The 26,391-nt window shown below is 36.4% G+C and carries 29 protein-coding genes; 13 read left to right on the plus strand and 16 right to left on the minus strand.

Features of this window, described 5'->3' with window-relative positions:
• Positions 1–92 precede the first annotated feature (92 nt).
• Genes PZ898_RS03365 through PZ898_RS03375 form a run of 3 tightly spaced genes read left to right on the plus strand, consistent with a single transcriptional unit; the run spans position 93 to position 1,707 of the window.
• A complete protein-coding gene (locus tag PZ898_RS03365; RefSeq protein ID WP_062669648.1) occupies positions 93–548 on the plus strand; it encodes a cupin domain-containing protein in 456 nt (151 codons plus the stop codon).
• A gap of 31 nt (positions 549–579) precedes the next feature.
• Positions 580–1,464, plus strand: coding sequence for a dihydrodipicolinate synthase family protein (locus tag PZ898_RS03370; protein WP_277694785.1), 885 nt, complete (start codon positions 580–582; stop codon positions 1,462–1,464).
• A 9-nt stretch (positions 1,465–1,473) separates the two neighbouring features.
• Positions 1,474–1,707: a thioredoxin family protein gene (locus PZ898_RS03375; protein ID WP_120231091.1), complete on the plus strand. Its 234-nt coding sequence runs from the start codon at positions 1,474–1,476 to the stop codon at positions 1,705–1,707.
• Positions 1,708–1,845: 138 nt separating this feature from the next.
• Here the strand turns inward: PZ898_RS03375 and PZ898_RS03380 are convergent, their stop codons facing one another.
• The 4 genes from PZ898_RS03380 to PZ898_RS03395 all read right to left on the minus strand — a co-directional run bounded on the left by PZ898_RS03380 (position 1,846) and on the right by PZ898_RS03395 (position 4,173).
• Positions 1,846–2,352 carry a pyridoxamine 5'-phosphate oxidase family protein gene (locus tag PZ898_RS03380; RefSeq protein WP_062669636.1) on the minus strand — a complete coding sequence of 169 codons (507 nt, stop codon included), beginning with the start codon at positions 2,350–2,352 and terminating at the stop codon, positions 1,846–1,848.
• A 399-nt stretch (positions 2,353–2,751) separates the two neighbouring features.
• The gene (locus PZ898_RS03385; protein ID WP_062669634.1) at positions 2,752–3,054 is read right to left on the minus strand and encodes a DUF3817 domain-containing protein; all 303 of its coding nucleotides are present in this window, start codon (positions 3,052–3,054) and stop codon (positions 2,752–2,754) included.
• A 2-nt stretch (positions 3,055–3,056) separates the two neighbouring features.
• Positions 3,057–3,458: a hypothetical protein gene (locus PZ898_RS03390; RefSeq protein ID WP_228432491.1), complete on the minus strand. Its 402-nt coding sequence runs from the start codon at positions 3,456–3,458 to the stop codon at positions 3,057–3,059.
• A gap of 124 nt (positions 3,459–3,582) precedes the next feature.
• Positions 3,583–4,173 (minus strand): TetR/AcrR family transcriptional regulator, encoded by a 591-nt coding sequence (locus PZ898_RS03395; RefSeq protein WP_062669631.1) that lies wholly within the window; start codon positions 4,171–4,173, stop codon positions 3,583–3,585.
• A 151-nt stretch (positions 4,174–4,324) separates the two neighbouring features.
• On the opposite strand from PZ898_RS03395, the gene PZ898_RS03400 reads away from it, so the two are divergent.
• The 3 genes from PZ898_RS03400 to PZ898_RS03410 all read left to right on the plus strand — a co-directional run bounded on the left by PZ898_RS03400 (position 4,325) and on the right by PZ898_RS03410 (position 7,010).
• On the plus strand, positions 4,325–5,542 hold the full coding sequence (locus PZ898_RS03400; RefSeq protein WP_123279716.1) for an MFS transporter: 1,218 nt from the start codon (positions 4,325–4,327) through the stop codon (positions 5,540–5,542).
• Positions 5,543–5,874: 332 nt separating this feature from the next.
• Positions 5,875–6,090, plus strand: coding sequence for a hypothetical protein (locus tag PZ898_RS03405; protein ID WP_123279717.1), 216 nt, complete (start codon positions 5,875–5,877; stop codon positions 6,088–6,090).
• Between the two features lie 68 nt (positions 6,091–6,158).
• Positions 6,159–7,010, plus strand: a complete 852-nt coding sequence (locus tag PZ898_RS03410; protein ID WP_123279718.1) for a GLPGLI family protein — start codon at positions 6,159–6,161, stop codon at positions 7,008–7,010.
• Between the two features lie 4 nt (positions 7,011–7,014).
• Here the strand turns inward: PZ898_RS03410 and pdeM are convergent, their stop codons facing one another.
• The 6 genes from pdeM to PZ898_RS03440 all read right to left on the minus strand — a co-directional run bounded on the left by pdeM (position 7,015) and on the right by PZ898_RS03440 (position 15,413).
• Entirely contained in the window at positions 7,015–7,656 is a 642-nt protein-coding gene (gene pdeM, locus PZ898_RS03415; protein ID WP_157885740.1) for a ligase-associated DNA damage response endonuclease PdeM, read from the minus strand.
• A gap of 51 nt (positions 7,657–7,707) precedes the next feature.
• Entirely contained in the window at positions 7,708–8,310 is a 603-nt protein-coding gene (locus tag PZ898_RS03420; protein WP_277694786.1) for a 2,3-bisphosphoglycerate-dependent phosphoglycerate mutase, read from the minus strand.
• 145 nt (positions 8,311–8,455) lie between these two features.
• Positions 8,456–10,906, minus strand: coding sequence for a ligase-associated DNA damage response DEXH box helicase (locus PZ898_RS03425; RefSeq protein WP_277694787.1), 2,451 nt, complete (start codon positions 10,904–10,906; stop codon positions 8,456–8,458).
• A 176-nt stretch (positions 10,907–11,082) separates the two neighbouring features.
• Positions 11,083–12,663, minus strand: coding sequence for an ATP-dependent DNA ligase (locus PZ898_RS03430; protein ID WP_277694788.1), 1,581 nt, complete (start codon positions 12,661–12,663; stop codon positions 11,083–11,085).
• Positions 12,660–13,682: a ligase-associated DNA damage response exonuclease gene (locus PZ898_RS03435; RefSeq protein ID WP_120231102.1), complete on the minus strand. Its 1,023-nt coding sequence runs from the start codon at positions 13,680–13,682 to the stop codon at positions 12,660–12,662. Before PZ898_RS03435 ends, PZ898_RS03430 begins: the two co-directional genes overlap by 4 nt.
• A 282-nt stretch (positions 13,683–13,964) precedes the next feature.
• Positions 13,965–15,413, minus strand: coding sequence for a S41 family peptidase (locus tag PZ898_RS03440; RefSeq protein WP_277694789.1), 1,449 nt, complete (start codon positions 15,411–15,413; stop codon positions 13,965–13,967).
• A gap of 199 nt (positions 15,414–15,612) precedes the next feature.
• On the opposite strand from PZ898_RS03440, the gene PZ898_RS03445 reads away from it, so the two are divergent.
• Genes PZ898_RS03445 through PZ898_RS03455 form a run of 3 tightly spaced genes read left to right on the plus strand, consistent with a single transcriptional unit; the run spans position 15,613 to position 17,632 of the window.
• The gene (locus PZ898_RS03445; protein ID WP_277694790.1) at positions 15,613–16,404 is read left to right on the plus strand and encodes an SDR family oxidoreductase; all 792 of its coding nucleotides are present in this window, start codon (positions 15,613–15,615) and stop codon (positions 16,402–16,404) included.
• Between the two features lie 4 nt (positions 16,405–16,408).
• On the plus strand, positions 16,409–16,810 hold the full coding sequence (locus PZ898_RS03450; protein ID WP_277694791.1) for a heme-binding protein: 402 nt from the start codon (positions 16,409–16,411) through the stop codon (positions 16,808–16,810).
• A gap of 15 nt (positions 16,811–16,825) precedes the next feature.
• Complete coding sequence (locus tag PZ898_RS03455) at positions 16,826–17,632, plus strand: AraC family transcriptional regulator (protein ID WP_277694792.1); 807 nt, start codon at positions 16,826–16,828, stop codon at positions 17,630–17,632.
• A gap of 208 nt (positions 17,633–17,840) precedes the next feature.
• Here PZ898_RS03455 and PZ898_RS03460 read toward each other — a convergent pair whose 3' ends face one another.
• The 4 genes from PZ898_RS03460 to PZ898_RS03475 form a co-directional block, all read right to left on the minus strand.
• A complete protein-coding gene (locus PZ898_RS03460; RefSeq protein WP_277694793.1) occupies positions 17,841–18,908 on the minus strand; it encodes an SDR family oxidoreductase in 1,068 nt (355 codons plus the stop codon).
• Between the two features lie 85 nt (positions 18,909–18,993).
• Positions 18,994–19,578 (minus strand): Crp/Fnr family transcriptional regulator, encoded by a 585-nt coding sequence (locus tag PZ898_RS03465; protein WP_277694794.1) that lies wholly within the window; start codon positions 19,576–19,578, stop codon positions 18,994–18,996.
• A 49-nt stretch (positions 19,579–19,627) separates the two neighbouring features.
• Positions 19,628–20,074 (minus strand): PPC domain-containing DNA-binding protein, encoded by a 447-nt coding sequence (locus PZ898_RS03470; RefSeq protein ID WP_120231108.1) that lies wholly within the window; start codon positions 20,072–20,074, stop codon positions 19,628–19,630.
• 11 nt (positions 20,075–20,085) lie between these two features.
• Entirely contained in the window at positions 20,086–20,931 is an 846-nt protein-coding gene (locus PZ898_RS03475; protein ID WP_277694795.1) for an NAD(P)-dependent oxidoreductase, read from the minus strand.
• Between the two features lie 224 nt (positions 20,932–21,155).
• On the opposite strand from PZ898_RS03475, the gene PZ898_RS03480 reads away from it, so the two are divergent.
• A complete protein-coding gene (locus tag PZ898_RS03480; RefSeq protein WP_277694796.1) occupies positions 21,156–21,785 on the plus strand; it encodes a chloramphenicol acetyltransferase in 630 nt (209 codons plus the stop codon).
• 518 nt (positions 21,786–22,303) lie between these two features.
• Positions 22,304–22,645, plus strand: coding sequence for a hypothetical protein (locus tag PZ898_RS03485; RefSeq protein ID WP_062669594.1), 342 nt, complete (start codon positions 22,304–22,306; stop codon positions 22,643–22,645).
• A gap of 16 nt (positions 22,646–22,661) precedes the next feature.
• Here PZ898_RS03485 and PZ898_RS03490 read toward each other — a convergent pair whose 3' ends face one another.
• A complete protein-coding gene (locus PZ898_RS03490) occupies positions 22,662–23,393 on the minus strand; it encodes an MBL fold metallo-hydrolase (protein WP_277694797.1) in 732 nt (243 codons plus the stop codon).
• 243 nt (positions 23,394–23,636) lie between these two features.
• On the opposite strand from PZ898_RS03490, the gene PZ898_RS03495 reads away from it, so the two are divergent.
• On the plus strand, positions 23,637–24,833 hold the full coding sequence (locus tag PZ898_RS03495) for an MFS transporter (protein ID WP_123279726.1): 1,197 nt from the start codon (positions 23,637–23,639) through the stop codon (positions 24,831–24,833).
• 88 nt (positions 24,834–24,921) lie between these two features.
• Here the strand turns inward: PZ898_RS03495 and PZ898_RS03500 are convergent, their stop codons facing one another.
• Positions 24,922–25,299, minus strand: coding sequence for a helix-turn-helix domain-containing protein (locus tag PZ898_RS03500; protein WP_120231112.1), 378 nt, complete (start codon positions 25,297–25,299; stop codon positions 24,922–24,924).
• 158 nt (positions 25,300–25,457) lie between these two features.
• Between PZ898_RS03500 and PZ898_RS03505 the strand changes: the two genes are divergently transcribed.
• Positions 25,458–26,387: an alpha/beta hydrolase gene (locus PZ898_RS03505; protein ID WP_277694798.1), complete on the plus strand. Its 930-nt coding sequence runs from the start codon at positions 25,458–25,460 to the stop codon at positions 26,385–26,387.
• Positions 26,388–26,391: the final 4 nt, after the last annotated feature.

Raw genomic sequence — 26,391 nt, forward strand, 5'->3', positions numbered from 1 at the left:
CTATTTATGTAAAAACTGAATCATTTAAACAGTCCAAATATAAAATAATTTTGTCATGCAATAAAGCACAAAACCATAATAATTTTAAAATCATGGATAAGAAACAATTCAGTTCTAAAGATTTCCACGAAACTTTTGCAAGACCTAAGTATGTAAAACCAAGCCATTTGATTCATAAAAATGTAGAAAATGCAGGAGAGCATAATCAGTTTTCAACAGAAAGAAAGCATCCTGTTTTCTTTGTAGATCTTCCGAGTAAGAATGTCAGTATGACGATTGGAGGTTTAACTCCCGGGCAGCAAACCAACAGACACCGCCATACTTATGAAACCGTATTATTTGTAATTGAAGGAAAAGGCTGGACAGAAGTAGAGGATGAGAGAGTATATTGGGAAGCTGGTGATGCTGTATATATTCCTTCCTGGGCCTGGCATAAACACCAGAATCTGAGCGATACCGAACCTGCCAAATATATCGCTTGTGAAAATGCTCCTCAGCTGCAGAACTTAGGAGTCGCTTTGAGAGAGGAAGAAGGAAGAGACCTCTAATATCAATATTTTAAACTTTTAAACAAAAAACATGAAAAATGTACCGTTCAAAGGGATTATAGCCTATCCTATAACCCCTTTTGATAAAAACGAAAAAGTAGATATTCCGCTTTTCAAGCATTTGGTAGAAAGGCTGATCACTTCCGGAAGCCATGGTATTGCTCCATTGGGAAGTACAGGAGTCATGCCTTATCTGTCTGACGAAGAAAAAGAAGAAGTTACTGAAGCTACTTTACAGCAGGTAAAAGGTAGAATTCCGACATTGGTAGGGGTTTCTAATCTTACAACAGAAAAAACAATTCACCATGCCCAGTTCGCAGAAAAAGCTGGAGCAGATGCGGTAATGATTATCCCGATGAGTTACTGGAAGCTGACGGATGATGAAATTGTAGCGCATTATGATGCCGTTGCCCGTAAGATTTCCATTCCGATTATGGCGTACAATAATCCGGCAACAAGTGGAGTAGACATGTCTCCGGCCTTGCTGAAAAGGCTGCTTGAAATTCCCAATGTAACGATGATCAAAGAAAGTACGGGAGACATCCAGAGAATGCATTATCTATGGCGGGAACTTGGAGAAGAGGTTGCATTCTATAACGGTTCAAATCCTTTGGCTCTGGCTGCATTTTCTGCGGGAGCGAGAGGCTGGTGCACTGCAGCTCCCAATCTCATTCCCGAATTGAATATCAGTCTTTATAATGCAGTGGAGGAAGGTGATCTTGAGAAAGCAAAAATAATTTTCTATCAGCAGTTTGATCTTTTAAAATTTATTGTGAACAAAGGATTGCCAAGAGCGGTGAAATCGGGTCTCAATATTCTGGGTGAAGATGGCGGAAATTTGAGAAGTCCTTTAAAACCTTTACACGAAAAAGAAACCGAAGAATTAAAAAATATTATTGCAACGCTTATTAATTAGTACAATCCTATGAAAAAGTCCATTTTTTATCATGCAGGATGCCCTGTATGTATCAGTGCAGAACATGATATTGTTAGCCTTATAGGTTCGGAAAATGTTGAGATTATCCATTTAGGTGATGACAAAAGCAAAATTGAAGATGCTGAAAAAGCGGGTGTAAAATCTGTACCAGCTTTAGTAACTCCCAACGGGAATGTTCTTCATATTAATTTTGGAGCGTCTATGGAGGATGTGAAAAATTAGAATTTCATTAATCTGGTATAAACGGCTCAATTTCTTGAGCCGTTTTTTATCTCGCAGATTATACAGATTACGCAGATAATTACATAGAAATCTGCTTAATTTGCAACATCTGCGAGAGATTTTTTTATTCCGGACTTTTTAAATCGTTGCATTTCCCTCAACACCGTCAGAATTATTGGTTTTGTTTCCGGTTATGGCAGAAGCTACAAAACTGAAAAGGCTTACCAGTTTCCCCGCTTTGGTATCCCAATAATAGGTTTCTTTAGGTTCTACGCGGATAATGGTAACATTTGGGTCATCTTTTCCGTCAAACCAGGCTTTAGCCAGAGGAGACCATTTATCTTCGATCGTTGCTTTATCTTTATAAACAGAAGCTTTTCCGTAAACGGAAAGATATTGGGAATCGCTGTTGTTCATAAAAAACAGTTGTACTCTACGGTCTTCTTTTATCTCAAAATTTTTGTTACTGGTACCACTGCTTATGAACCATAGATTTCCGCTGTCGTCTGTTTCCTGCAGGGTCATGGGTCTTGAATTGATGGGAGTGGTTTCCAGTTCCGTACAGAACATACATATTCTTGCATTTTCTGACAATTCTTTGATCTTTTTGATCGCTTCCAGGTGGGTAAGGTTTTCTGTTGACATATTCTTATATTTTAGTGATTGGTAAGTAGTATAAGATTCAAATACCTGACCAAAAGAGGATAAAATGTGGTATCTTACATGGATTTCTTTTAGTTTTTTTTTGAAATCACAAAGAAGCAGAATAATTTTTAATACTATATAAGATGCAAGTATTTCATCAATTTCTATCTTTTGCAGATCATATAGATTTCGCAGATGATTGTATATATCTGCATAATTAAATTCTGCAAGAGAATTAAATGTTTGATTTTACATCTCTTAAATTCAGATATTGTCTTTTTCTGCCCATAAGTTTTCTGTAAATTTGATGAATGCAGATTTCGCCTCCCAAACACCTGGCTTCTTATATCAGACATTATATCTTTTTGGAAAATTCCCGGGAGGATATAAAAAGAATTTTCATAGCTTGCTCAGAATTTTTTTATCAATATAAAAAGTACCAAACGGAATAAAGCAGGCCAAAATTACCTTCCATGTTATTTCTTTAAATTTCCAGTTCTGCTCTACGCCCACACTCAGTGTATTGAACAGGAAGAGTAGGAATAATGTTCCGTGCACAGGGCCAATGAGTCTTACCCATAAAGGATTGTCCATCCAGTATTTCATAGGGACTGCAATAAATATCAGAATCAGTAAGGAAATTCCTTCCAAAATAGCCAGAATCCTAAGCCGGCCGATTTTTGTTTTAAATAAATTGATCATAATTATCTGAAATAAGGTCTGTTTGCAAAAGGAGAAAAAGGCCACGGAATGGCAATGAAAATAATAATCAATGCGATAGAAAACCAGAGTCCCATTGTCTTGAATTGTTCTTTATCTGACAATTTTCTTTTGGCTAATGCAGAGCCGATCGTGATGATAATAATGGCTGTAATCATCAGCGAAATATGGATTAGTCCGAAAAATACATGTTCCAAAGAGTCTTTGGCTTCGTTAAAATTTTTCCAGAAGTATTGGATCATTGGGCTTTTAAAATAAAATATCATTCCTATGGCCAGCTGAATATGAGCTATCGTTGCAGTCCAGTGCCTTACCTTGTTATCTGCTCCTGTAAATTTTCTGTTGGAAGAATATCCTTTGAAAGAACGATAAATTGCATAAATCAAGCTTATTAAGACCAACCATCGGGTGAGGGAATGTAAAAAAGTAAGGGTTTGATACATCGTTTTTTTTTGAACACAACAAAGGTAAAATAAAAACATACTAATTAGTATGTTTTTTGAGAAAAAATTATTGAAGCGTGTTGAAATAAGACTTAAGTCCTTTTAAATAAATAAGATATACTTCTTTTGAATTTTCTAACTTACCCAGATTTCTTATTCCCCAATAGCCTGAAATAACAAAAACACTTACTTCTTTTGCATTTACTTCTTTGTTGATGATTCCTGCTTCTTTACCTTTCTCAATACTTTCTGCAAGAGCCTGTTCCCATTCTTTTGAAAGTTCATGCAAAGCCTGTGTAAAAGCATGATGCCATGGTGCCATTTGCTGTACGAAATTTGAAGTAGGGCAGCCATATTCCACTTTTAAAAAGTCGTTTTCAATCAGTAAATGGAACATGATATCATAAATACTGTCTAAAGGATTCTGACTGTTTTGAAGAGAGTTTATGAAAATCTTTCTGAAATTGGGCTTCATCAGATCCGTAATAATAGCGAGTCCCATATCATCCTTGGTTTTAAAATGATAATAAAAAGCACCCTTCGTCACCTGAGTCGTTGCGATAATTTCATCAATGCTTGTAGTCTGAAAACCTTTCACATAGATCAATTCGAATGCTTTCTGGAGAATAGTAAGACGGGTTGCTTCTGATTTCTTCATTAAAACTGATGATAATATTTTACAAAGGAACACATTTTAAATGTAAAATAAAACTATCATTATTCTGATACTTTGATACAATTTAAATAATTTTTATAATACAGATATTCGTCGGAACTTTGCCTTGTCAATCTCAACAAATTACAAGACAATGAACTTTCAAAAAGAAATACAGATCAATACTGCATCAAAGACTGTTAAAAAAGGTCTTCCTGCAGCGCTTTGGGCATTAACGATAAGTGCCTTTGGAATTGGGACTACAGAATTTGTTATTGTAGGCCTGCTTCCCACAGTAGCTTCTGACCTTGGTATTACTATTCCATCTGCAGGGCTATTGGTAAGTCTTTATGCGATAGGAGTAGCTATCGGAGCACCGATATTAACGGCATTAACAGGGAAAGTACCACGCAAAATGCTTCTGGTTTCCATTATGATGCTATTTGTTATTGGAAACGGACTGGCGTCTATAGCTCCCAGCTTTATAACATTAATTCTGGCAAGAATACTTACGGGGTTGGCCCATGGAGTTTATTTTTCCATAGGTTCTACCATTGCAGCTTCGCTGGTCTCTGAAGAGAAGAGAGCCACAGCCATTTCTATTATGTTTGCCGGACTTACTCTTGCGATTGTAACAGGAGTTCCACTGGGAACATTTATAGGACAGCATTTCGGATGGAGAGCAACTTTCATAGGGGTTTCAATCCTTGGAATTATAGGGTTGATAGCCAGTTTGTTATTAGTTCCAAATAACCTTAAAAATGGGAAAACTGCATCTTTAAAGAGTCAGTTTAAAGTATTGGGAAACAGACGTTTGATTTTTGCTTTTTTAATGACTGCGATGGGGTATGGAGGTACGTTTGTAGTATTTACCTATCTGTCACCTATTTTACAGAAAATTACGGGATTTCAGGAATCTACGGTCACTTTTATCCTTTTGATTTATGGAATTGCCATTGCTTTAGGAAACCTCATTGGTGGGAAAGTTGCGAATAAAAATCCTCTGAAAGCTCTTTTATGGATGTTTGCAGCACAGGGATTGGTATTGCTTGCGTTTTATTTTACAGTAAGCAGTCCGGTTTTAAGCATCATTACTCTTTTTCTTTTAGGAGCTTTATCATTTGCTTCTGTTCCCGGACTTCAGTTATTGGTGGTACAGATTGCTGAAAAAGAAGTCCCGGGAACTGAGGATGTAGCTTCAGGGATCAATATTGCGGCTTTTAATATCGGTATTGCAATCGGATCTTATGCTGGAGGAATGATTGTTACCTCTTCCTTAGGTTTGGCAAGTACGCCATGGATAGGTGCTTTATTTCTGTTGGTTACGGTATTGATTACAGTCTACAGTATTCGTTTAAGCAAGAAAAATTAAGATTTCACGAATCGTTTTTATAATAATTTCTAAGCTATGCTTCATAGCGAAAACTACAAACCAGGATGTTAGAGGCATGTAAATGATGGTTTTATAAAGGCAGGTTTTATCTGCCTTTTATTTTTTCTTAAAATATTTTCAGTTTAAAAAATCTCTTTAATTCTGATTATGTAGCATGTATAAAATTACAATTTTCTGATTATAGAATAGACTTCGTTATTTAAATTGTATTAATTGAAATTATTGAAAATTAATTATTTAACATAAAATAATAATTCGTTTCTGAGATGAGTTATTGTGTACATTTATATTCAAATTTAAAAACACAAATAATGAAAAATTTAAAAAAATTATCCCGAAACGAACTTAAAGCGGTAAAAGCAGGTCAAGTTTGGATTGCCGAAACTTCTTGCGGTATAACAGCTACGACGACTCAGGACTGGACACCACAACAAGCAGAATGGCGTGAAAGGGTTGAAGCTATTAACTGTAAAACACCTATCTTTTCCGGCTCTGATCCTAAACATCTTGCAGCTAGCCTTAATTAATGTAAATTGAAGCACTTATAGTAGAAGATATTTGATTATAAGTGCTATTTAAAAATGAAATCTCGCCTATGGATTGCCATAAAAAGTTACTTCAACTATTCATTCTGTTGTATAGTGTTTTATCCTATAGCCAATCATACAAACAAGATACTTTACGTGGTGAGTTCACATATATGTTAAGAGCCAAATTTGATACGCGAACAGATAACAAATATGAAGACCAATTTTTGTTGCAAATAGGTGATAATTGTGCATTTTTTGCAAATGCAGTATCACTTAAAGGAGATTCAGTAATGGCAAACTCAGGAACAACAACAAATAATCCAGATGGAAGTATAACACTGGGTTGGAAAAAAGGAACGGTAATTCCAAAAACAGACTTTAACTTTACCATTATACAAACTCATGAAAACATACAATATTTTGATTCAGTTTTCATGTCATTGTTCACCTATAAAGAACCCGTGATAAAGAACTGGAAGCTTATAAATGAAACTAAAGTAATCAATACGATTAATTGTAAAAAAGCGGAAGTTACCTTTAAAGGAAGAAACTGGATTGCATGGTATGCTCCTGAAATTCCGTTTCCGTACGGGCCAATGAAATTCAGTGGATTACCTGGTTTAATCATAAAAATCACCGATGAAAAAGGAGATTATGATTTTGAATTGGTAAAATCTATTTCTAACTCTCAATTAAAAAACAAACGAATCAATATGAAGAAAAGCAGATACACCGGAGCTGCAGAAACCACACAGGCAAAATTAAAACAGGCACAAAGCAATGCTGAAACGAATGCAGCAGGTGTACTTGCTAGTTATGGAACTACCATTATAAAAGGACAGGAAATACTGAAGAAAAGAGAAAAAGAAAGAAAAGAGAATAAGAAATATGAAAATCTCCTGGAGTTAACACCTTAAGTGATCATATTTCATAAATTTCTTCATCTGTAAATACAAAAAATGTACTTTTCTTAGGCAGGTTTTTTGTATCTAATCCTGTGAATTCGCTGAAAGCAGGTAATAATAATTGATTGTTGCTGAGAGCAAAGCATGGAAGTCTGATGTTTTTAACAGCAGAATTCAGCACAATTCCTGGGTGGATATGTCCGGTAATCTGGAATCCGGATGCTGTTGCATCAAAATCATGAATAAAAGTGATGCCTTCTATTTCAAGTAATTCAGATTTATAATTAAAGCATAACTTTTCTTCCAGAGGTTTTGAGATCCGGTCATGATTTCCCTCAATAAGATAAAACTTCATATCTGGATACTGATTTTTCCACCTGCAGAATTCATCTACATCAGAATTGTCTCCGGCATGAAGTAGATCTCCGACTACAATAAATTTTTCAGGCTGAAAATATGCAATCAGCGCTGACAATCTTTCCATATCACTTTTCATAATATGATTGGCCAGTGCAATGCCGTTTTTACGAAAATGAGCGGTTTTTCCAATATGCAGATCAGATAGAATCAAGGCTTTTTCTTTTTGCCAGAATGCTGCCCGCTGGTTGGTGAGAATGAAACTTTCGTTTTGGATGGAAATATTTTTAGTTGCTATCAACACTTAATAAATTGAAAATTGAAGGTTTAAAGTTAATCTATTTAAACCAGATCAGCTAACTTTCCTGCTTACATGAAATTTCTCATCAAAAATATAAGTCAGTGGAAAACCAGTAGCAATTTCTCTTTCTAAAATTTCTTCAGGAGAAAGATGTTCCAGATACATGATAAGCGCTCGTAAACTGTTGCCATGCGCTACAATTAATACATTTTCCCCTTGTTTCAGCAACGGCCTTATCTGGCTTTCAAAATAAGGGATTACTCTGTTGTAAGTATCTTTAAGGCTTTCTCCACCTGGTGGAACTACATCAAATGATCTGCGCCAGGTATGAACCTGTTCATCACCATATTTCAGAGCCGTTTCTGCTTTGTTGAGCCCTTCAAGATTTCCGTAAGAACGTTCATTTAATGCTTTATCTTTAACGACAGGAATATCCGGATTTCCTATTTCATCCAGAATGACAGAGAGGGTATGCTTGGCTCTGATCAGGGCAGAAGTGAATGCTATATCTATTCTTTCTCCTCTCAGCGCAATACCTGCTTTTTTTGCTTCTTCAATACCGGTTTCAGTTATATCGATATCTTTCCACCCTGTAAATCTGTTTTCCAGATTCCAGAGTGACTGTCCGTGACGGACTAAGAACAATTTTTCCATTTTTAATTTTATTTCAACTTCTAAGAAGGTATACTCTAAGTTACGATGATTATTTAAACTTATCAAGAAAATTAACGTAGAATATTAGGTAATGAATAAGATTTAAAATAGCGTGGATTTATTGAGAAAAATATTGAATTAATCATCAAATATCACTTATATCAGACAGTTTCAGCATTCTTTTAATTCTCGCATCCAGTCCTTCACTTGAAAGCGTTTGTCGTAAACTGTCTACTTTAATAGGAAAACTTAACGGAGTAAATGATCGGGAATATTTTAAAATAATTTCAGATTTTTCAATTCTTTTAAAAGCTTCTACAAGCCGCTGTTCCTGAAGTTGCATATTAAAAACTTCTGTATACGCCTGTTTTATTAAAAAATGATTGGAATCATGGTCTTCCAATACTTTAAAAATCAGTCCGGCAGAACTCTGTAATGATTTGTTAGAACGTTGTTGCCCGGCATAATTTTGAATCACCATTCCTGAAATCACTGCAATATCACGAAATTTTCTCCTTGCCATTTCCGCAGAATTGATACTTGCGATCACATCATTCATCAGATTCTCTCTGCTTAAAATCTGTTGAAGATTGTCTTCATTTAAAGGAATTTCTTTATCACTGAACAGTTCAAATCCATAATCATTCATCGCCATAGAAAAGGATATTGGAGCCAGTTTCGAGATCCGATAGGCAATCAGAGCTGCCATTACTTCATGAACCAGACGTCCTTCAAAAGGATACATAAACAAATGATATCCTTCACGGTTTTTGATCAATTCCACCAGAAATTCATCTTCTTTGGGAATATGGGAGTTCTTTTCCTGGTTCATTAAAAGTGGGTGTAAAAATTTAAGCTCTTTTTCCGAAGCTTTCGGATTTAAGGCATGTGACAGTTTTTCTCTAAGAAAATGCCCCAGATTGGAGCTCAAAGGGAGCCTTCCGCCAAGATAGCTCGGAACCAGGGCTCTTCCTTTAGCTGCTCTTACATATACCGTCATATCTTTAATGATAACAACTTCCAGTGTACGTCCGGCCAGAATAAATTTTTCTTCTTTTTTTAATTTTGAAATAAAATATTCTTCAATCATTCCGATATAGCCACCGGAAATAAATTTTACCTTCAACATGGCATCACTCACAATCACACCCATATTCATCCGGTGGAGCATAGCGATTTTTCTTGAAGTTACTTTATAAAGACCATCTTCCATAATGACGATTTTATGAAACTCTTCATAGCTTTTCAACACACTACCGCCAATCGTAAGAAATTCCAGGATGCTTTTCCATTCTTCATCCAGCATTTCCTGAAAGGCATATACTTTTTTAATTCTTGGGTACAGTTCATCAGGATAAAAGCCGTCTCCAACCGCCAATGTCATCAGAAACTGAACCAGCACATCGAAACATAAAACCTGTGGCTCTCTGGGCTCAACCACTTTCTGTTTTACAGCTTCTTTTAGAGCTGAAACCTCGATCAGTTCCAAAGAATGGGTGGGAACACAATAGATTTTTGAAGTTTCAAAAGGAGAGTGGCCACTACGTCCGGCTCTTTGAAGAAAGCGTGCAACGCCTTTGGCAGAACCAATTTGAATAACCGTGTCTACAGGTTTAAAATCAATTCCGAGGTCTAAAGATGATGTGGAAACCACAGCTTTTAATTTTCCTGAACTTAAATTTTCTTCAATCCAGATTCTTAAATGAGCATCAATGGAACTGTGATGGATAGCGATCTGACCTGCAAAATCAGGATAAGCATCGAGTAAAAGCTGGTACCACATTTCACTCTGACTTCTGGTATTCGTAAATACAATGGTAGATTTTGATTCCAGAATAATAGGAACAACTTTATCTGCAAGTTTGTTTCCAAGATGTCCTGCCCATGGCAATATCTCGATTTCATCCGGGAATACCGGCAGAATATCTATTTTCTTATGTTCTTTGGCTGTAATTTTTGTCTTTGTAATATCATACGGAATAAGCACTTCCATGGCTTCATCCAGATTTCCTATGGTTGCGGTGATTCCCCATATTTTGATCTTCGGAACATATTTTTTAAGCTGAGAGATACCAAGTTCTACCATGACACCACGCTTTGAACCCAATAATTCATGCCATTCATCCACTGCTACACATTTCATATCCCGGAAAAATGTTTCATTATTTTTTTGTGCCAGAAGTAGATGAAGGCTTTCAGGAGTTACAACAAGAATTTCAGGCATCTTTTTTACCTGCTGTTGTCTAACTTTCGGATCCGTATCTCCGTTTCTTACGCCTACAGCCCAATCAAGCCCGATTTCATCAATGGCTTCCTGCATCGCTTTTGCAATATCTTTGGACAAAGATCGGAGTGGCGTGATCCAGATCATTTTTAATCCTTTTTTATATTGTTCAGGATGATTCAGAAAATCTGAAATTAAGGCTAAAAAAACAGAAAAAGTTTTTCCAAAACCCGTAGGAGCAACCACCATTCCGCTGTATCCGTTTCCAAATTTTTTCCAGGTTTCCAGCTGAAATCTGAAAGGGGCAATACCTTTATCCGTCATCCATTGCTGAATGATCTTTAGTCCGTTGGTATGTTCGAAAGCTGCCAATTTTATTTTTTATTTTGTTTTAACGCAAAAGGGGCTAAGAATTTGTGTGATATTGTTTAATTTTCGATCGAAAGGACGTTTCACTCAGTAAAGATAATTATTACTATCGCTGAACGTAGTGTCTTTGCGAACGAAAATAGTATTAATAAAAATATCTTGCGACATTGTTTTAAAATCTATTGTATTAATTTTTTTATTTCTTCCAAATCATCAATTTCGTCTACGGTTTTGTCTTTCCTCCATCTTACAATTCTTGGAAATCGTAGAGCTACACCACTTTTATGACGATTGCTGAAACCTATACCTTCAAAAGCAATTTCAAAGACCAGTTCTGCTTTTACCGTTCTTACAGGACCGAATTTCTCGATGGCATTTTTGGTAACAAATCGGCTCACCTCCATGATTTCTTTATCTGTTAATCCTGAGTAGGCTTTGGCAATGGTCACCAGGCTATCTCCGTTTTTCACAGCAAAACTATAATCTGTGTAATAAGCACTTCGCCTGCCGCTTCCTTTCTGGGCATAGATCAGAACGGCATCAATGGTAAAAGGATTGATTTTCCACTTCCACCAGTCACCTTTTTTCCGTCCGGAATGGTAAGGTGAATTTTTTTGTTTTAACATCAAACCTTCGCTGTTTACATCTCTTGAATTTTCACGAAGCAAATTCAGTTCTTCCCATTTTTCAAAATCCAGACTTTTGGAAATGCTGATGCGTTCAGGGTTCTCATTCAGTAATAATTCTTCAAGTAAAGCTCTTCTTGCGGAGATGGGTTTTTCTCTCAGATCGTTGTCTTCCAGTTCCAGTAAGTCATAGACAAAGACTTCTATAGGTATTTCTGAGAGCATTTTTTTAGTTAAAGTTTTCCTGTTTAATCTCTTTTGTAATTCATTAAAATTTAAAACTTTACCATCGTTTACTGCAAGTATTTCTCCATCCAGTACAAAGTTACCTTTCATGGCTTTTATGGCGTCTGTAATTTCCGGAAATTGTTCTGTGACGAGTTCTTCACCTCTTGACCAGATGAACACTTCATCGTTTCTCCTGATGATTTGCCCGCGTATTCCGTCCCATTTGTATTCTACCAGCCATTCATCAGGACTTCCCAGTTCTTTAGTCTCTTTTTCCAAAGGATAGGCAAGGCAGAAAGGGTATGGTTTTGAGTTGTCTGGGTTTACATTTTCGGCATCAATAAGTTCTTTGAAGGAAACTTGTTCCGGCTGCCATTTTCCCATTAAACTGTGCATCAAAGCACTCGGTTCCTGCCCTGAAAATTTTGTCAGTGCATTGATTAATGTTTTATCTGAAACTCCAATCCGGAAGCTTCCGCCAATTAATTTATTGAAAATCAATCGCTCGGTATAATCCAGCCCATTCCAGGACTGCAGTACAAATTCTTTTTTTTCTGCATCTGTTTTGCCTTTCAGACTCACGATATCATTCATCCATTCTGATAATGAACGTTCAATTTTTTCCTCTGGAGGCGGAAGAATTAATGATAGAGTTTCTCCAAGATCTCCTACCGAAGAATAGGATTCCTGAAACAGCCAATAAGGAAGTTTTGTGATTTCCAGGGCCCATTCTTTCATATAATTGGTATTGACATTTCTCTTAGGTCTTTTGCCGGTAAATAAAGCGATAAACCATACTTTATCTTCATCAGGAGCACGCTCAAGATAGTCAATGATAGCATCAATTTTAGCATTGGTTTTATTGGTTGTTTCCAACGCGTTGATAAGGTCTGCAAAATGTCTCATGATTCCGGATTTTGTGAGATTTCTTTTTCAGATTCTTCTTCATCTTCACCGTAAAGTGTTTCTACAACATCTGCTTTAATTCCTGTTTCATTCAGATATTTTGAAAAAACTTCTGTCTGTCCATGAGTAACATGAACCAGCTCTGCTTCAGTTGCTTTTACCGTCTGTAACAGCCCTTTCCAGTCTGCATGATCACTCATCGCAAATCCTGCGTCCGCGCTTCGCCATCTTCTGGCACCACGTACCTGCATCCAGCCGGAACATATGGCCGTGGCCGGATCTGGAATCTTTTTGATGATATTACTGTCGAGCAAAGCAGGTGGTACAATCACAATTTCGTGCTCCATTTCTTTCGGACGTTCTCTGAAATCCGCAATGGTATATTCAGGAAGTTCAATTCCGACTGTTTCAAAGGCTTCATTAAGCTTTCCGATAGAATAATGAACATATATTTTCCCTAAATCTTCCACTGCTTTCATGATACGCTGGGCTTTTCCTAAAGAATACCCTATGAATACAGAAGTTTTATTGTTTTCTTTATTTTTCAGAACCCAGTTCTGGAGTTTTTTATTTAAGTCCGGAACTTCCAGCCAGTTGTAAATAGGCAGTCCAAAGGTGCTTTCTGTCACAAATTCATTGCATTTTACCAGTTCGAAAGGAGTACTTAACCCATCATCCTGAACTTTATAATCTCCTGAAATGACAGTTACATAGCCTTTATATTCAAGCTTTATCTGAGCAGAACCAATGATATGTCCGGCAGGGTGAAGTGAAAGTTTTACTCCATTGATGGTAATCACTTCTCCATATTCTACGCTCTGGCATTCGATATCTGGTCCAATTCTTTGGTACAGAATAGGTTTGGTAAAATGGTGACAAAGGTATTTTTTCATTCCCCAGCGGGCATGATCAGCATGACCATGGGTGATAACAGCCATCTCTACGGGTCTCCAGGGATCTATATAAAATTTTCCCTGGGGACAGTAAATGCCTTTTTTTGTAAATGTGATTAATTTCAATGGTGTAATTGGTTTATAGAATTAGCTTCAAAAACTTAACCAATTTACAATAAAGTGTTTATTTTTTAATTTTTGTGGTATGAAATCTAATAACAGGATCTATTATGTTTGAATGATCATTCATAATAAATTCAGGCCAAAGCCGGTAATGAAATTTCTTTTATTAAACAGGCTTTCTCCGACTACGCCCAGGATAATGGTCCATTTCTATTGATGGAAAATGATACAGGAAAGATTGAAGGCATAAAAAAAGCTGTTCCGATTCGAAACAGCTTCTATCGATTATTTTTCATTCAACACGTCATTTACGAAGTCAATCCATTGATAATCCGGAATAGTTTTGTCTATGAAATAATCGGGTTGAATACCTTTTTCGTCAATGGCCATATCAGGAATACGAAAGCTTTTGGAGAGTGCATAACCCAGTTTAAACTCGTTACAAGGGGAATTTACAAAATACATATTGGAGATATCCAGAACTCCGGCAGTAGTGGTTCCGAAAAGCTTTACTTTTTTACTTTGTTTAGCAGCCAGTAAAAATTCTTCTGCAGTGCTTCCGTTTCCGTTGTTAATGATGATTCCTACATTCTTTGGATATGGTGAAATTTTATCCATTTTGGTGATTCCTACAATTTTTCCATCATCCTGAAGGCTTACAAATTTGCCTAAGTTCTTGCTGAGCTTGTCATAAGCTTTCTTCAGATATTCTCTTTCATCTGCCTGCATACCATATTTCTGATAGTTGTCATAGAAATCAAGCATTCTCTGATTATTCAGTTTTGTAGAATAAAGCTGTGTTCTTACACTTCGGATAGGGTTTGTGTAGAGATAAGGAATAATTTTGGCAAAACTGTTATCACTTCCACCACCATTATATCTGATATCAATAATTAGGTTTTCTGTACTTTCAATTTTTGATTTATTGGCTGTAATAACGCTGTCAATATCTTTTTTCAAAGCACCATTAAATGAAGGGATTCTCAAAAGCAGTGTAGTCTTATTAAGCTGCTTCAGGAACGGTTTTTGTGCCATAATAGCCTCATAATACGTTTCAATTCCTTCTTCTTTTTCAAATTTCGGGAAAACTCTTTTCAGGGTAAAGTCATTGATTTCAAGATAGTTTTTCCCTACAAGTCTCATATCGTGAATTTCCTGTCCGGTTTTATTTCTCAGATAATAGGTTCCTTTGGTTTTATCGTTGTTGAAAGTCAGCTTTAATTCATTAGGTTTCCAGTTTTCGGCTCCGGATTGTATGATAAAACCTTTATAGACTTCCCCAAACTTTTTAATACCTATTGTATAGGGCTCAACTTCCCAGATTCCTTCAATATCTGAATCATTTTTAGATGCAGCTTCTTTTTTGAACTTTTCAAGATCTATTTTCACCAATTCTGTTTTGGTATTTTCACTAGCTGCTGGCGGGGCTTCGGTAGCTTTATTTTCTATTTTTGAAACTGAAAAATGACCGGATCTGAAGAATTTAAGCCAGTCATATATTGTCTGATAACATTCTGTATCGGATTTTGCATTTTTGATTCTTTTCAGAAAGTCATCATTATGAGCCTGATAAGCGGGAAGACCTTTTTTATCAATCACATACTGATATCCGGCATCATTTTCTTCAAAAGTCTTTTTTACCCACTGATAATTACTTTCACAATTGCAGTTTTGAGCAAAGCTAAAAGAAGTAGATGTGATAAAAATTAAAAAAAGTGTTTTAATTTTAAGCATATATTAGTTATTAGTTGTGTTGTAAAGCTTACAAACCTAACGATAATCCTAATTTTTTATGATGCAAAAAAGAGAATTTTTCTAAAAAATCTTTTCTGATGCACTTTTTTGAGCTTTTCAGCAATATGAAAATGAACTTTCAGGCAATATTGACCTTCTTAAAATCTTTGAAATTTGTACATCATTAAAAAAGAATACAATGAGTAAAACAATTTTAATTACAGGGGCAGCAAGTGGATTTGGAAAGATAGTAGCTTTTGATCTTGCTAAAAAAGGACACAAAATAATCGCTACAGCTCAGGTCTATCCTCAAATGAGTGATTTAATCCGTGAAGCTAAAGAACAGGGAGTTGATCTGACTGTCGACAAACTGGATGTAACAAGCCAAAGAGATGTAGACTATATTGTAAAGAAATATGGTGATATTGACATTCTCATCAGCAATGCCGGAATTATGGAAGGCGGTCCGATTGCTGAACAGCCCGTAGACATTATCCGTTCTATGTTTGAAGTGAATGTATTTGGTGCATTGAACCTTGCACAAGGTTTTATTAAAAAGTTTGTAGAAAAGAAAAGTGGAAAGATTATTTTCACGTCTTCGATGGGAGGTTTATGGACCGTTCCTTATGTTGCGGCTTATTGTGCTTCAAAACATGCGCTGGAGTCTATTGCAGAAGGATTGCGAACTGAGCTAGCTCCGTTCAATATCAAAATTGCAACTTGTAATCCAGGTGTATTTGGAACAGGTTTCAATGATAGAGGCGTAGATTCTATTTTCCATTGGTATGATCCGAAAAGCAACTTTACTCCTGAATCAGCGTTTGACGGAGCGGCAGAATCTTTAGCACATCAGCTTGATCCTCAGTCTATGGCCGAAGTGATTGTAAATGTAGCTTTAGATGACAACAGCAACTTCAGAAATGTTCATCCGAAGGAAACCGAAGAGTTTGTAAAACAGCTTCAGGCAGAGGCATGGACCGCAAAAAGCTAATATCATGGAATTGAGTTATGAAACAGCCGAAAAGGCTTTGCAAACAGCTAAGGAAAAAGCATTATCTCTAAATATTCCTGTAACTATTGCTGTGGTAGATATGGGCGGACACCTTATCGCATTAGCAAGACTGGATAGTGTTTATGGAGTGATTGATTTTGCCGTTAAAAAAGCAAGAACTGCCGCTATGTTTGGTGTAAATACTGAAATGATGGGAAGTATTATCTCAGAAACAGGCATCCATGGATATGGTATGCTGAATTCAAATGAAGGGCTTTTGACTATTGCAGGTGGTGTTGTCCTTCAAAATGCAGAAGGAAAAATTATTGGTGCTATAGGTTCTTCAGGAGGAAGCCCGGAGCAGGATAAGGAAATTGCAGAAGCAGGAGCACAGGCTATTGCTTAAATTTCAGATATTTGCATGATGGAAAATACTTCTGAGATCATATTTGACAAACTGGTTTATTCATGCGCCTTTGAATCTTACAGAGGCCATGAGGAGTTTATTCCGGATCATTTTCTGGGATTTCAGATATCCGGAGAGACTCATGCTTTTCATGAGCATGGTAAAACGGTGATTAAAGAAGATACCGTAGTTCTGGTGAGAAAAAACCAACTGATCAGAACGATCAAATATCCTTCGAGCCATGAAAAGTATCAGTTTGTTTCCATTACATTGGATGATGAAACGCTGAGACAGTATGCTACAGAAAATAAAATAACCGTAAATACAGGTTTTAGTGGTAATGAGCGGTTATTTTTTGAACCTGATGAATTTTTTAAGAGCTATTTTGCTTCTCTTATTCCTTACATTAATAAAACAAAGAAAATTCCCTCAAAGTTAGCAGTATTAAAGGTGAAGGAAGCTATTGAGTTACTTTTGCTGAGTAATCCGGATGTTAAGAACCTTCTTTTTGATTTTTCTGAACCTCATAAGATTGATCTTAAAGAATTTATGAACAAAAACTTTATGTTCAATGTATCTGTAGATGCTTTTGCAAGACTTACAGGACGCAGTCTTTCGGGATTTAAAAGAGATTTCAGCAAAACTTTTGAAATGACACCCAAGCAATGGCTGAAAGAGAAAAGATTAAAAGAAGCGTACTATTTAATTAAGAACAGAGATAAAAAGCCTTCAGATATTTATCTTGATCTGGGTTTTGAGAATTTATCTCATTTTTATTCTTCTTTCAAAAAAAAGTTTGGAGTGACGACTACGGAGGTCTAACTTTTAACCATTAAAAAAACACAATTATACTATAATTTAACTGTTGGAAAAGCGCAAAGACGCAAGAAAGGTTTTACAATGTGATGATTTTAAGTCGCAAGGATTTTATCTCTGATAAAATGTGATCCTGAATCGTTGATTAATCACAACATCTGCGAGAATCTATCGATCATTTATGATTTTCCGGCCTCTTTGCGTTTTCTTACTGTTATGGGATCATATTTTCTGATCTTAATCTTTCAAATACCTGTGTAAAAGAGTCTTCTGTACTTGTGTAAGCTGTAAAGCCCAGTTTTCTGCTTTTAGACATATCACACATCACTTCCAGAGGTCTCCCCAGATCCAGGTCAGTATGCCATGCAGACGACAGACGGCTAAGATTACTTTCTTTGAGATTATATTTTTCTGCAATGGATGTCCAGGTTTCGTGATCGTTTTCCAGTTCTTTTTCAAGAGGTCTTATCGTTCCGTTGAAACCTTCAGCTTCTACACCAAACCAGACCGCCAGTTTTTTCCAAAGCCATTTCCATCGGAAAACATCTCCGTTAACAATATTAAAAGACTGGTTTTTTGCAGATTCTGTAGATGATGCCCAAACCAATTGTTTAGCCAGTATTTTGGCATCAGTCACATCTGAAACACCGTTCCATTGAGCCTCTGAACCTGGCCAGATGAACTTTCTTCCAGTTTCTTTGCAGATGCTGGCGTATACAGCCAATGTAGTCCCGATATTCATAAGATTTCCTATGGCATATCCAACTACGGTGTGAGGCCTGTGAATGCTCCAGGTAAAACCATCTCTTTCAGAAGCTTTATATACTTCGTCTTCCTGCGCGTAATAAAAGTTGGGAAGGGAAAGTCTTGGATGTTCTTCTCTGACAGGTGTTTCCGGTAAAACGCTTTCTTTAGCATAAGCTTCAAATGGCCCCAGATAATGTTTAAGCCCTGTAACCAAAGCCACATGCTGAACCGATTTTTTATGGGATAAAACGTTTAGCAGATTTCTCACCAATAGGCTGTTGACACGGATATTTTCTTCTTCTGTGTCGCAGCGCATCCATGTGGTAAAGTAGATATGAGTGGGAGAGATCTCTTTCAGTGCTTCTGCAAGGTTCTGCTCATTCATCAGGTCTGCTTTAATGGTACGAAGACCATCAATAGGAGTGTTCGGGTTTCTGGATAATCCGTATGTTGTCCAGCCTTGTGCAATCAATTCTTCAGCAAGGTTACTTCCTGTAATTCCGGTAGCGCCAACTACCAATGCAATATTTTCCATAAGTATTGTAAAATTTCCTGTACAAAATTATAGCTGACAGAAGGCTTTACCATTGATGTGGATCATGCATTTGGGTTGATCTGGATCAAGGATTATTCATAAAATTCTTTTTACGGATTCTGCTTACGGTTTCAGGAGCAAGACCAAGATAAGAAGCAATAAGGTTGTGTGGAACTCTTTTGATCATTTCAGGATTCTTTTGTGCCAGTTGAAGATATTTTTCTTCAGCCGTATAGCTATTGGAAACAATGAGTCTGTAATCTTTTGTCACAAGGCTGTTTTGATATAAAATTCTGAAATAGCGGTCCATCATAGGAATTTCCAGCATCATTTTTTCATAGTTTTCCAGGGTAATCATCAGGACTTCTGTTTCTTCAATAGCATCAATATTCAGGACAGATTTTTCCTGATTGATAAAACTGTTGAAATCTGAAATCCACCAGCCCTCAAAGGCGAACATATTGATGTGCTCATTTCCTTTTTCATCAAGAAAATAAGACTTCAGCAACCCCTTGCTTACAAAAGACAACGATTTGCAGACATCTCCTTCCATAAGAAGATACTGTTTTCTGCGAAGTTTTTTAAGGGTAAAATAGGACTGAATCAGGTTCTTCTGTTCGTCCGTGATATCAACCTTGTTTTCGATATGGGAAAGCAGTACTTCAAACATCCAATAAATATTTCATTAAAATTACTATTTTTCAACAGCAATTGAAACCCTATTTTTCGAAATCATAGAGGTTGATGCCTATTTCTTCATTTTTGATTTTGACAGCCCTTGTATTCAATGGATAGAAAATAAATTCTGCCGCTCCCTGAATTTTTGCCTCCAGAAGATGCCCAGCCAAAGCGGTATAATCTTCTCTTCCCAGCGTTATATGAAGGTGAAGCGTCTGTTTCCCTTCTATTTCAGACACATTTCCGGAAATATTGGTGACTTCCATCTGTTCTTTGAAAGTCTTGTCCACATATTTTTTGGTTGCGGGATTAAAGAAGCGAAGGGTAGCTTCACTTACAGCTCCAATTCCGGTTACTTCTCCTGCCTGGATATTTTGATCCTGAATAAAATCCGTTAAAGTTTCTATAATATAGGAATGATTATCAAGACTCAAGAGGTAAATCTGATCTGTTTTTCTAGCAGACCAACGGTTTCCTTTGTAATTCATAATCTCTGTATTTATCTTATTGTTTTCAAATAATTGATGATTCCAATCACATCATCTTCACCAAAACCTTTGTCATGCGCATTTTGATAGGTTTGAATCAAAGCTTCGGAAAGAGGATAATCTGCTCCTGCATTTTTAGCGAGAAGAATGTCTTTCAGCATCAGATCAAGGGCAAATGCCGGAGCGTACTGATCTTCAATCAACAATGGCGTTTTTACTTTGGTTGCACCGCTTCCGCTGGCACTTTCGTTAATAATTTCCAGCATATCTGATCGTTCAATTCCTAATTTTTCTGAGAGTAAAACAGTTTCCGCCAGTCCCTGATAGATAGTGGACAAAAAATAATTGATCGATAGTTTCCCTGCGATTCCTTTTCCGTTTTCACCCAAATGTTTTACAGATTTTCCCATTTTCAAAAGATAAGGCATAGCGCGCTGGATATCGTTTTCCTCACCTCCTGCCATAATGATCAGTGTTCCTTCTTTTGCCGGTAAAGTACTTCCTGCTACAGGAGCATCAATAAAAGATGCTTCTTTTATTTTGAGAGCGGCAGCGGTTTCTGTGGACGTTTCCGAAGAAATAGTACTCATATCCACAAAGAGTTTTTCCTGAATGTCTAAAGGAAGAATCTCTTTATATACTGCTTTTACAGCACTGTCGTTGGTCAGCATGGTGAATATAATATCACTGTTTTGTACAAGGTCTTTAATTTCGGTATAGATGGTAGATTTTTCCTGAAAACCTTTGGTTTTTTCCAATGATCTGTTGTAAACCGAAAGTGGAAAACCTGCTTTTTCAATATTCTTTGCCATAGGGTGGCCCATATTTCCTAGTCCGATAAATCCGATTTTTTCCATTATCCTATCTTTTATTTTGTTATTAATTAAGGTTGTATGTTTTCAATCTCCTGGATGAAAAGGAGTTAGTTGAAAAGTAAATCAATGAAAGTATAAAATATGATTGTTTTGCAGCAAAATATCGACCAAATGGGTATTTTACAAAATTAAGTTTTAATTATATTTTTCAGCATAAACTTTTAAAACCGGATAAACTTTCAGAAATTTGCAGCAAATAAGAATCAATGAAGATCGTAGATATAGAGAACTGGAACAGAAAAGAACATTTTGAATTTTTTTCTGGTATGGCAAGCCCTTATTTTGGATTTACAACCGAGGTAGACTGTACAAAAGCATATAATAAGGCAAAAGAAAAAGGGTATTCATTTTTTGCCTATTATTTCCACAAATCTATGGTCGCAATTAATACTGTGGATGAGCTAAAGCTCAGAATCATTGATGATCAGGTGATACAGTTTGATACCGTTCACGCTGGCAGTACGATTGGCAGACCGGATGGTACTTTCGGTTTTTCATTCACTCCTTTTTCAGAAGATTTCGAAACATTCAATGCCGCTTTGCAGGAGGAGATAAAAGGTGTTCATGCAAGTACAGGCCTTAGGTTAAGTAATGAAAGGCTGGGGAAGGACCACATCAGACACACCACCATCCCGTGGAACTCGTTCAGTGCGATATTACATCCTACTGATTTTAATACCACAGAATCGGTTCCTAAAATCGCCTTTGGACGGTTCAATATTCGTGAAGGAAGAAAATACCTTCCGGTTTCTATTGAAGCTCATCACGGATTGGCAGATGGAATTCATCTTTCTAGATATCTGGAAGAGTTTCAGAAAGGGTTGGATCAAGACTAAAAATAATACATAATTTATAAGAAAGCCGGATTTACAATAAATCCGGCTTTTTATGGATACATCATTATTCACTTCTGTGGTAAATACGCTGAAAACATTGATCGAGATCATAAAAAGTTAATGCAATAACCCACTACATTTACTTCCTGTTAAAATAAGACGCAAATAATGGGAAACAGGCTGATAAAAGCAGTTATGATATTTTGACTCAAAATATAACGTGGTATGTATGTGGTACACGTATTTAATAAAATTTTAATCATTTTTTTCTTTCTTTGCCTGTGTAAAAATGGAAAGAAATTCATAGGTGTTATTTTTTTAACAAAATATTTCAATAATTGCAAGCTATAAACCGTAAAATATTGAATAATATTAATTAAAACTTATAGGATTTTGAATATATAAAAATTATTTTATTCCCGGTATTGATTCTGTAAAACACAAATTGAACAGTGAAAAAAGACTTTGTACAGATACACAAGAGATGTGGTATCTGAAATAAGAGATGAAAAAGTATTATGAAAAATAGAAAACCTGAAACTAACTTAGAGGATTTAACCCAAAAGATTCTTGTACAAGACGAAATAATGGCATTGGCTAAAGCAAATTCTCCTCGTCTCTTGAATAAATTCAGATTGGTTTATCCCGATTTTTTTAAAAAGTTATCTGATATACAGCCTTCCCTTAAAAATTCTGAACTGATCTTTTGTATTTACCTTAAGCTCAATATGACCACCAAAGAAATTGCAACCTGTATTTTTGTGACTCCAAAAGCAATACAGAACAGGAAAAACAGAATCAGAAAAAAATTGAATATTCCTTCTGAATTTGATATTTATAAATGGTTTAATGAAATTTAAACCATTTTTTCTGCATTTATACTTCTACTATGGCTTTATCCAGATCATGATATAAAAGAATTTTCCAGTTATTTTCTCTTGCTTCTTTTTCCCATTTAAGCCTTAGCTCCATTGCTTTTCTGCCATCGAAATCGCTTTTATAGGCCAAATGGTATTTTAAATAAGAAGCCTGAGGAAGATCATCGGCTCCGTAGAAAGCCGTTTCATCATTTTCCCTGATCCAGAAAACCTGCATAAAAGGAGTGTGCCCACCTACCACTTCATAGGAAATTTCATTTGTGATCTGTCCCTGGTTTTCATTCATCCAGATAATGTTCGGAAGTTGAATCAATTTTTCCAGGATATCAAAGTCAAAAGAAGGATTTCCTTTCTTTTCCATTGCAAAATCCAGTTCGCGTTTCTGGATATACATCTGAGCATTTGGAAAAGCAGCTTCAAAACCATTTTCCGTAAGCTTTACAGCTCCTTCAATATGATCTTTATGGAGATGGGAAAGCAATAACTTTGTGATCTGTTCAGGACGAATATTTTCTTTTTTAAGAATTTCTGAAGCCACCGTTATTCCGGACTCATTTTTCCAGCCAATTCCTGCATCCAAAAGGATATAATCATTTTCAGTAATAATAAGAAAAGGCTGCACAGACATTTTGATTCCTCCGATGGTATCAAAATTTTCTTCTGTTAAAAGCGTAAAATCTTTGGTTTTACTCGTTGAAAAATTGCCTTCTTTAAGTGGAATTATTCTCATGTTGCAAATTTCTTTAATATTTCTAATATTCAAAAGGTTTTTCATCGATATATATGATCAATAAAAACAATCATAGATACAGAATGCTGAGATTATTCTACTTATCGCAACATTACGGATTATTCATAAAGATGTAAAAGATGAGACCAGGAAATTTCTTTTTTTAATGATTATCTTTGATCTCTTAAAATCTGACGATCTGCTGTCAGATGACTTTCAATTCAAATAAAAACTTTATATGTAATGCAGGAGAGTTCTTCCCAGGGTATTTCCCGGACTGTCATCTGGCTTATGGCTGTTATTTCCGGGCTTGTAGTCGCCAACAATTATTATAATCAGCCTTTATTGGCACTCATCTCTGAAGAACTTCAGGTTTCTGAAAGTGCTGCGAGTAAAATTTCTGTCCTTACACAGATTGGCTATGCATTAGGATTGCTGTTGATTGTTCCTTTGGGAGATAAGTTTTTCCGCAAGAAATTAATTTTAATTGATTTGTGTCTGGTTTTTGGTTCACTTTTATGGATGACTTTTGCTACTCAGTTGTGGATGCTGTATGCAGCCAGTTTACTGATTGGAGCTACATCAGTAATTCCGCAATTATTTGTCCCTATTGCAGCTGAGCTTTCATCTGATAAAGAAAAATCCTCCAATATCGGGTTGGTTATGTCCGGGTTATTGCTCGGAATCCTTCTGTCACGTTTTGTAGGTGGAATCGTAGGAGAAGTCTGGGGGTGGAGAGCCATGTTTGGAATTGCAGCCGGACTGATGATTCTTGTTTGGTTAGCTGTTTATAAAATGCTTCCGGAGCTGTCTCCTAATTTTAAAGGAACTTATAAGGAACTGATGCGTTCTGTTGTCCAACTTGCCAAAACACAACCGATTCTTCAACTGGCATCATTCCGTGGAGCTATGGCATTCGGGTCGATGTGTGCTTTGTTTACCACATTGGTTTTTCACATGGAGAAACCTCCTTTTAATGCCGGATCGTCTGTAGTGGGAAGCTTTGGATTAGCAGGAGCTGTAGGAGCTTTAGCTGCAGCTAAGGTGGGGAAACTTCAAAAGTATCTGGATATTAACCGGATTATATTGTACTCTTTATTGATTGTGATAGGAAGCTGGGGCTTTACCTATTTTGCAGGAGAAACCTATTGGGGATTAATTGTAGGGGTGATTCTTGTTGATCTGGGAGTACAGTCGAGCCATATTATGAACCAGACCAATTATTTCCTGATTAAATCCAATGCGGTGAACCGACTGAATACGGTGTACATGGTATCTTATTTTATCGGAGGATCACTGGGAACCTGGCTGGCTTCTATCGCCTGGCAAAAGGCTCAATGGACAGGTGTATGCTTTGTAGGAACTGTATTTGGTGTATTGGCTCTGATCGCTCATATATTGTTTTCAAAAAGAGTAAATAAAGCAAACACAGAGATGTGATTTTTTATATTTTGACTTGCTGAAGAAGCGTGATTTTATCTTGATAAAATCACGCTTCTTTTATTTTCAAATCTGCAGATTCTAATCTTTACTCTTCAATTGTTTCCTGGGTCTGCATCATTTCCCTATGTTTTCCTCCCCATTCATCAAGCTGTTTCCAGATCGGAATCAACTCTCTGGCAATAGCTGTAAGTTCATAATCTACTCTTGGCGGAACTTCAGCATGGACAGTTCTTTTTACCAGACTTTCTTTTTCAAGTTCTCTCAGCTGAAGGGTTAGCATTCTTTCCGTTATTCCTGAAATAGAGTTTCTAAGTTCACTGAAACGTAATTTTCCGTCTTTTAACTTATTTAAAATAATCAGTTTCCAACGTCCTCCGATTTTGCATACTGCATAGCTCAGATCACATCCCTGAATATACTTTTTGTTGATATTATTCGTTGAGTTTTCTTTTATTTTGCCCATTACTTACAAATTTGTTAGTACCATACATTTAGCTGTATACAATGCAAATGTAAGGTTTGAGATTTAATTTTGCTCATCAAAACAGAAAATAACTGCAAGAGGAAGGACAATAGCGCTCATGTTTTTCCGCAGTAGCAACAACTTAAATCAAAATAAAAATGCAATTAACGCCTAAGATAAAACAGATTTTAAATCATTTAGAAAGTATACAACCCTTCAATCCTCAGGATTCTTTAGACGGAGCAAGAAAATTTCTTGAAACCATGTCTCTTCAGCTTAGCGGGAAGAAAGAATCAGTAACCATGATTGAAGAGCTGCATATTCCACAGGAAAATCATCAGATTCCTATCCGTATTTACCGTCCTAAAGGAAGAGATGTTCAACAATCACCAGCTATTATTTATATTCATGGAGGATGGTTTATTGCCGGTGGGTATGAGACCCATGATGCTGTAGTCCGCAAGTTGGCTAATAAAACAGGAGCTGTAGTTATTTTTATAGATTACCGTCTTGCTCCCGAACATCCTTTTCCGGCTGGTCTAAATGATTGTATCGATGGTGTAAAATGGGTATTTGAAAATGCAGAATCTTTAGGAATCGATACTGATAAAGTAGGAATCATAGGGGACAGTGCCGGAGCGGCTTTATCAACGGCAGTTTCTACTCAGCTGGGAAAACATCTGAAATTTCAGGTATTGATTTATCCTGCAGTTGATAATCAGTTGAATTCTAAGACCTGGGAAACCTATGAAAACGGTCCGGTTCTCAATAAACAGGGTGGGATAGAAGCATGGGCAGGATATCTTCCGGAAGATGAGAAAGATAATCCTCTGGCAATTCCTGTTTTAATCAGAGATTTTAAAGAGACACCACCTACCTTAATTATTCTGGCAGAACATGATCCTTTACTGGATGATGGAAAACAGCTTTCTGCCAATATGGAAAATGCGGGAATTAAGCTTAAAACAAGCCTCTACAAAGATATGGTCCATGGATTTATGCATATGGGAGAACTACTGGAAGAAGTACAGTCAGCAGTGAATGAAATGGCTGAGTTTGCCCATCAAAACTTAAAATCCGGCGAATAAGTAT

It is taken from the genome of Chryseobacterium sp. WX (assembly GCF_029542485.1).
GTDB classification, from domain to species: Bacteria; Bacteroidota; Bacteroidia; order Flavobacteriales; family Weeksellaceae; genus Chryseobacterium; species Chryseobacterium cucumeris.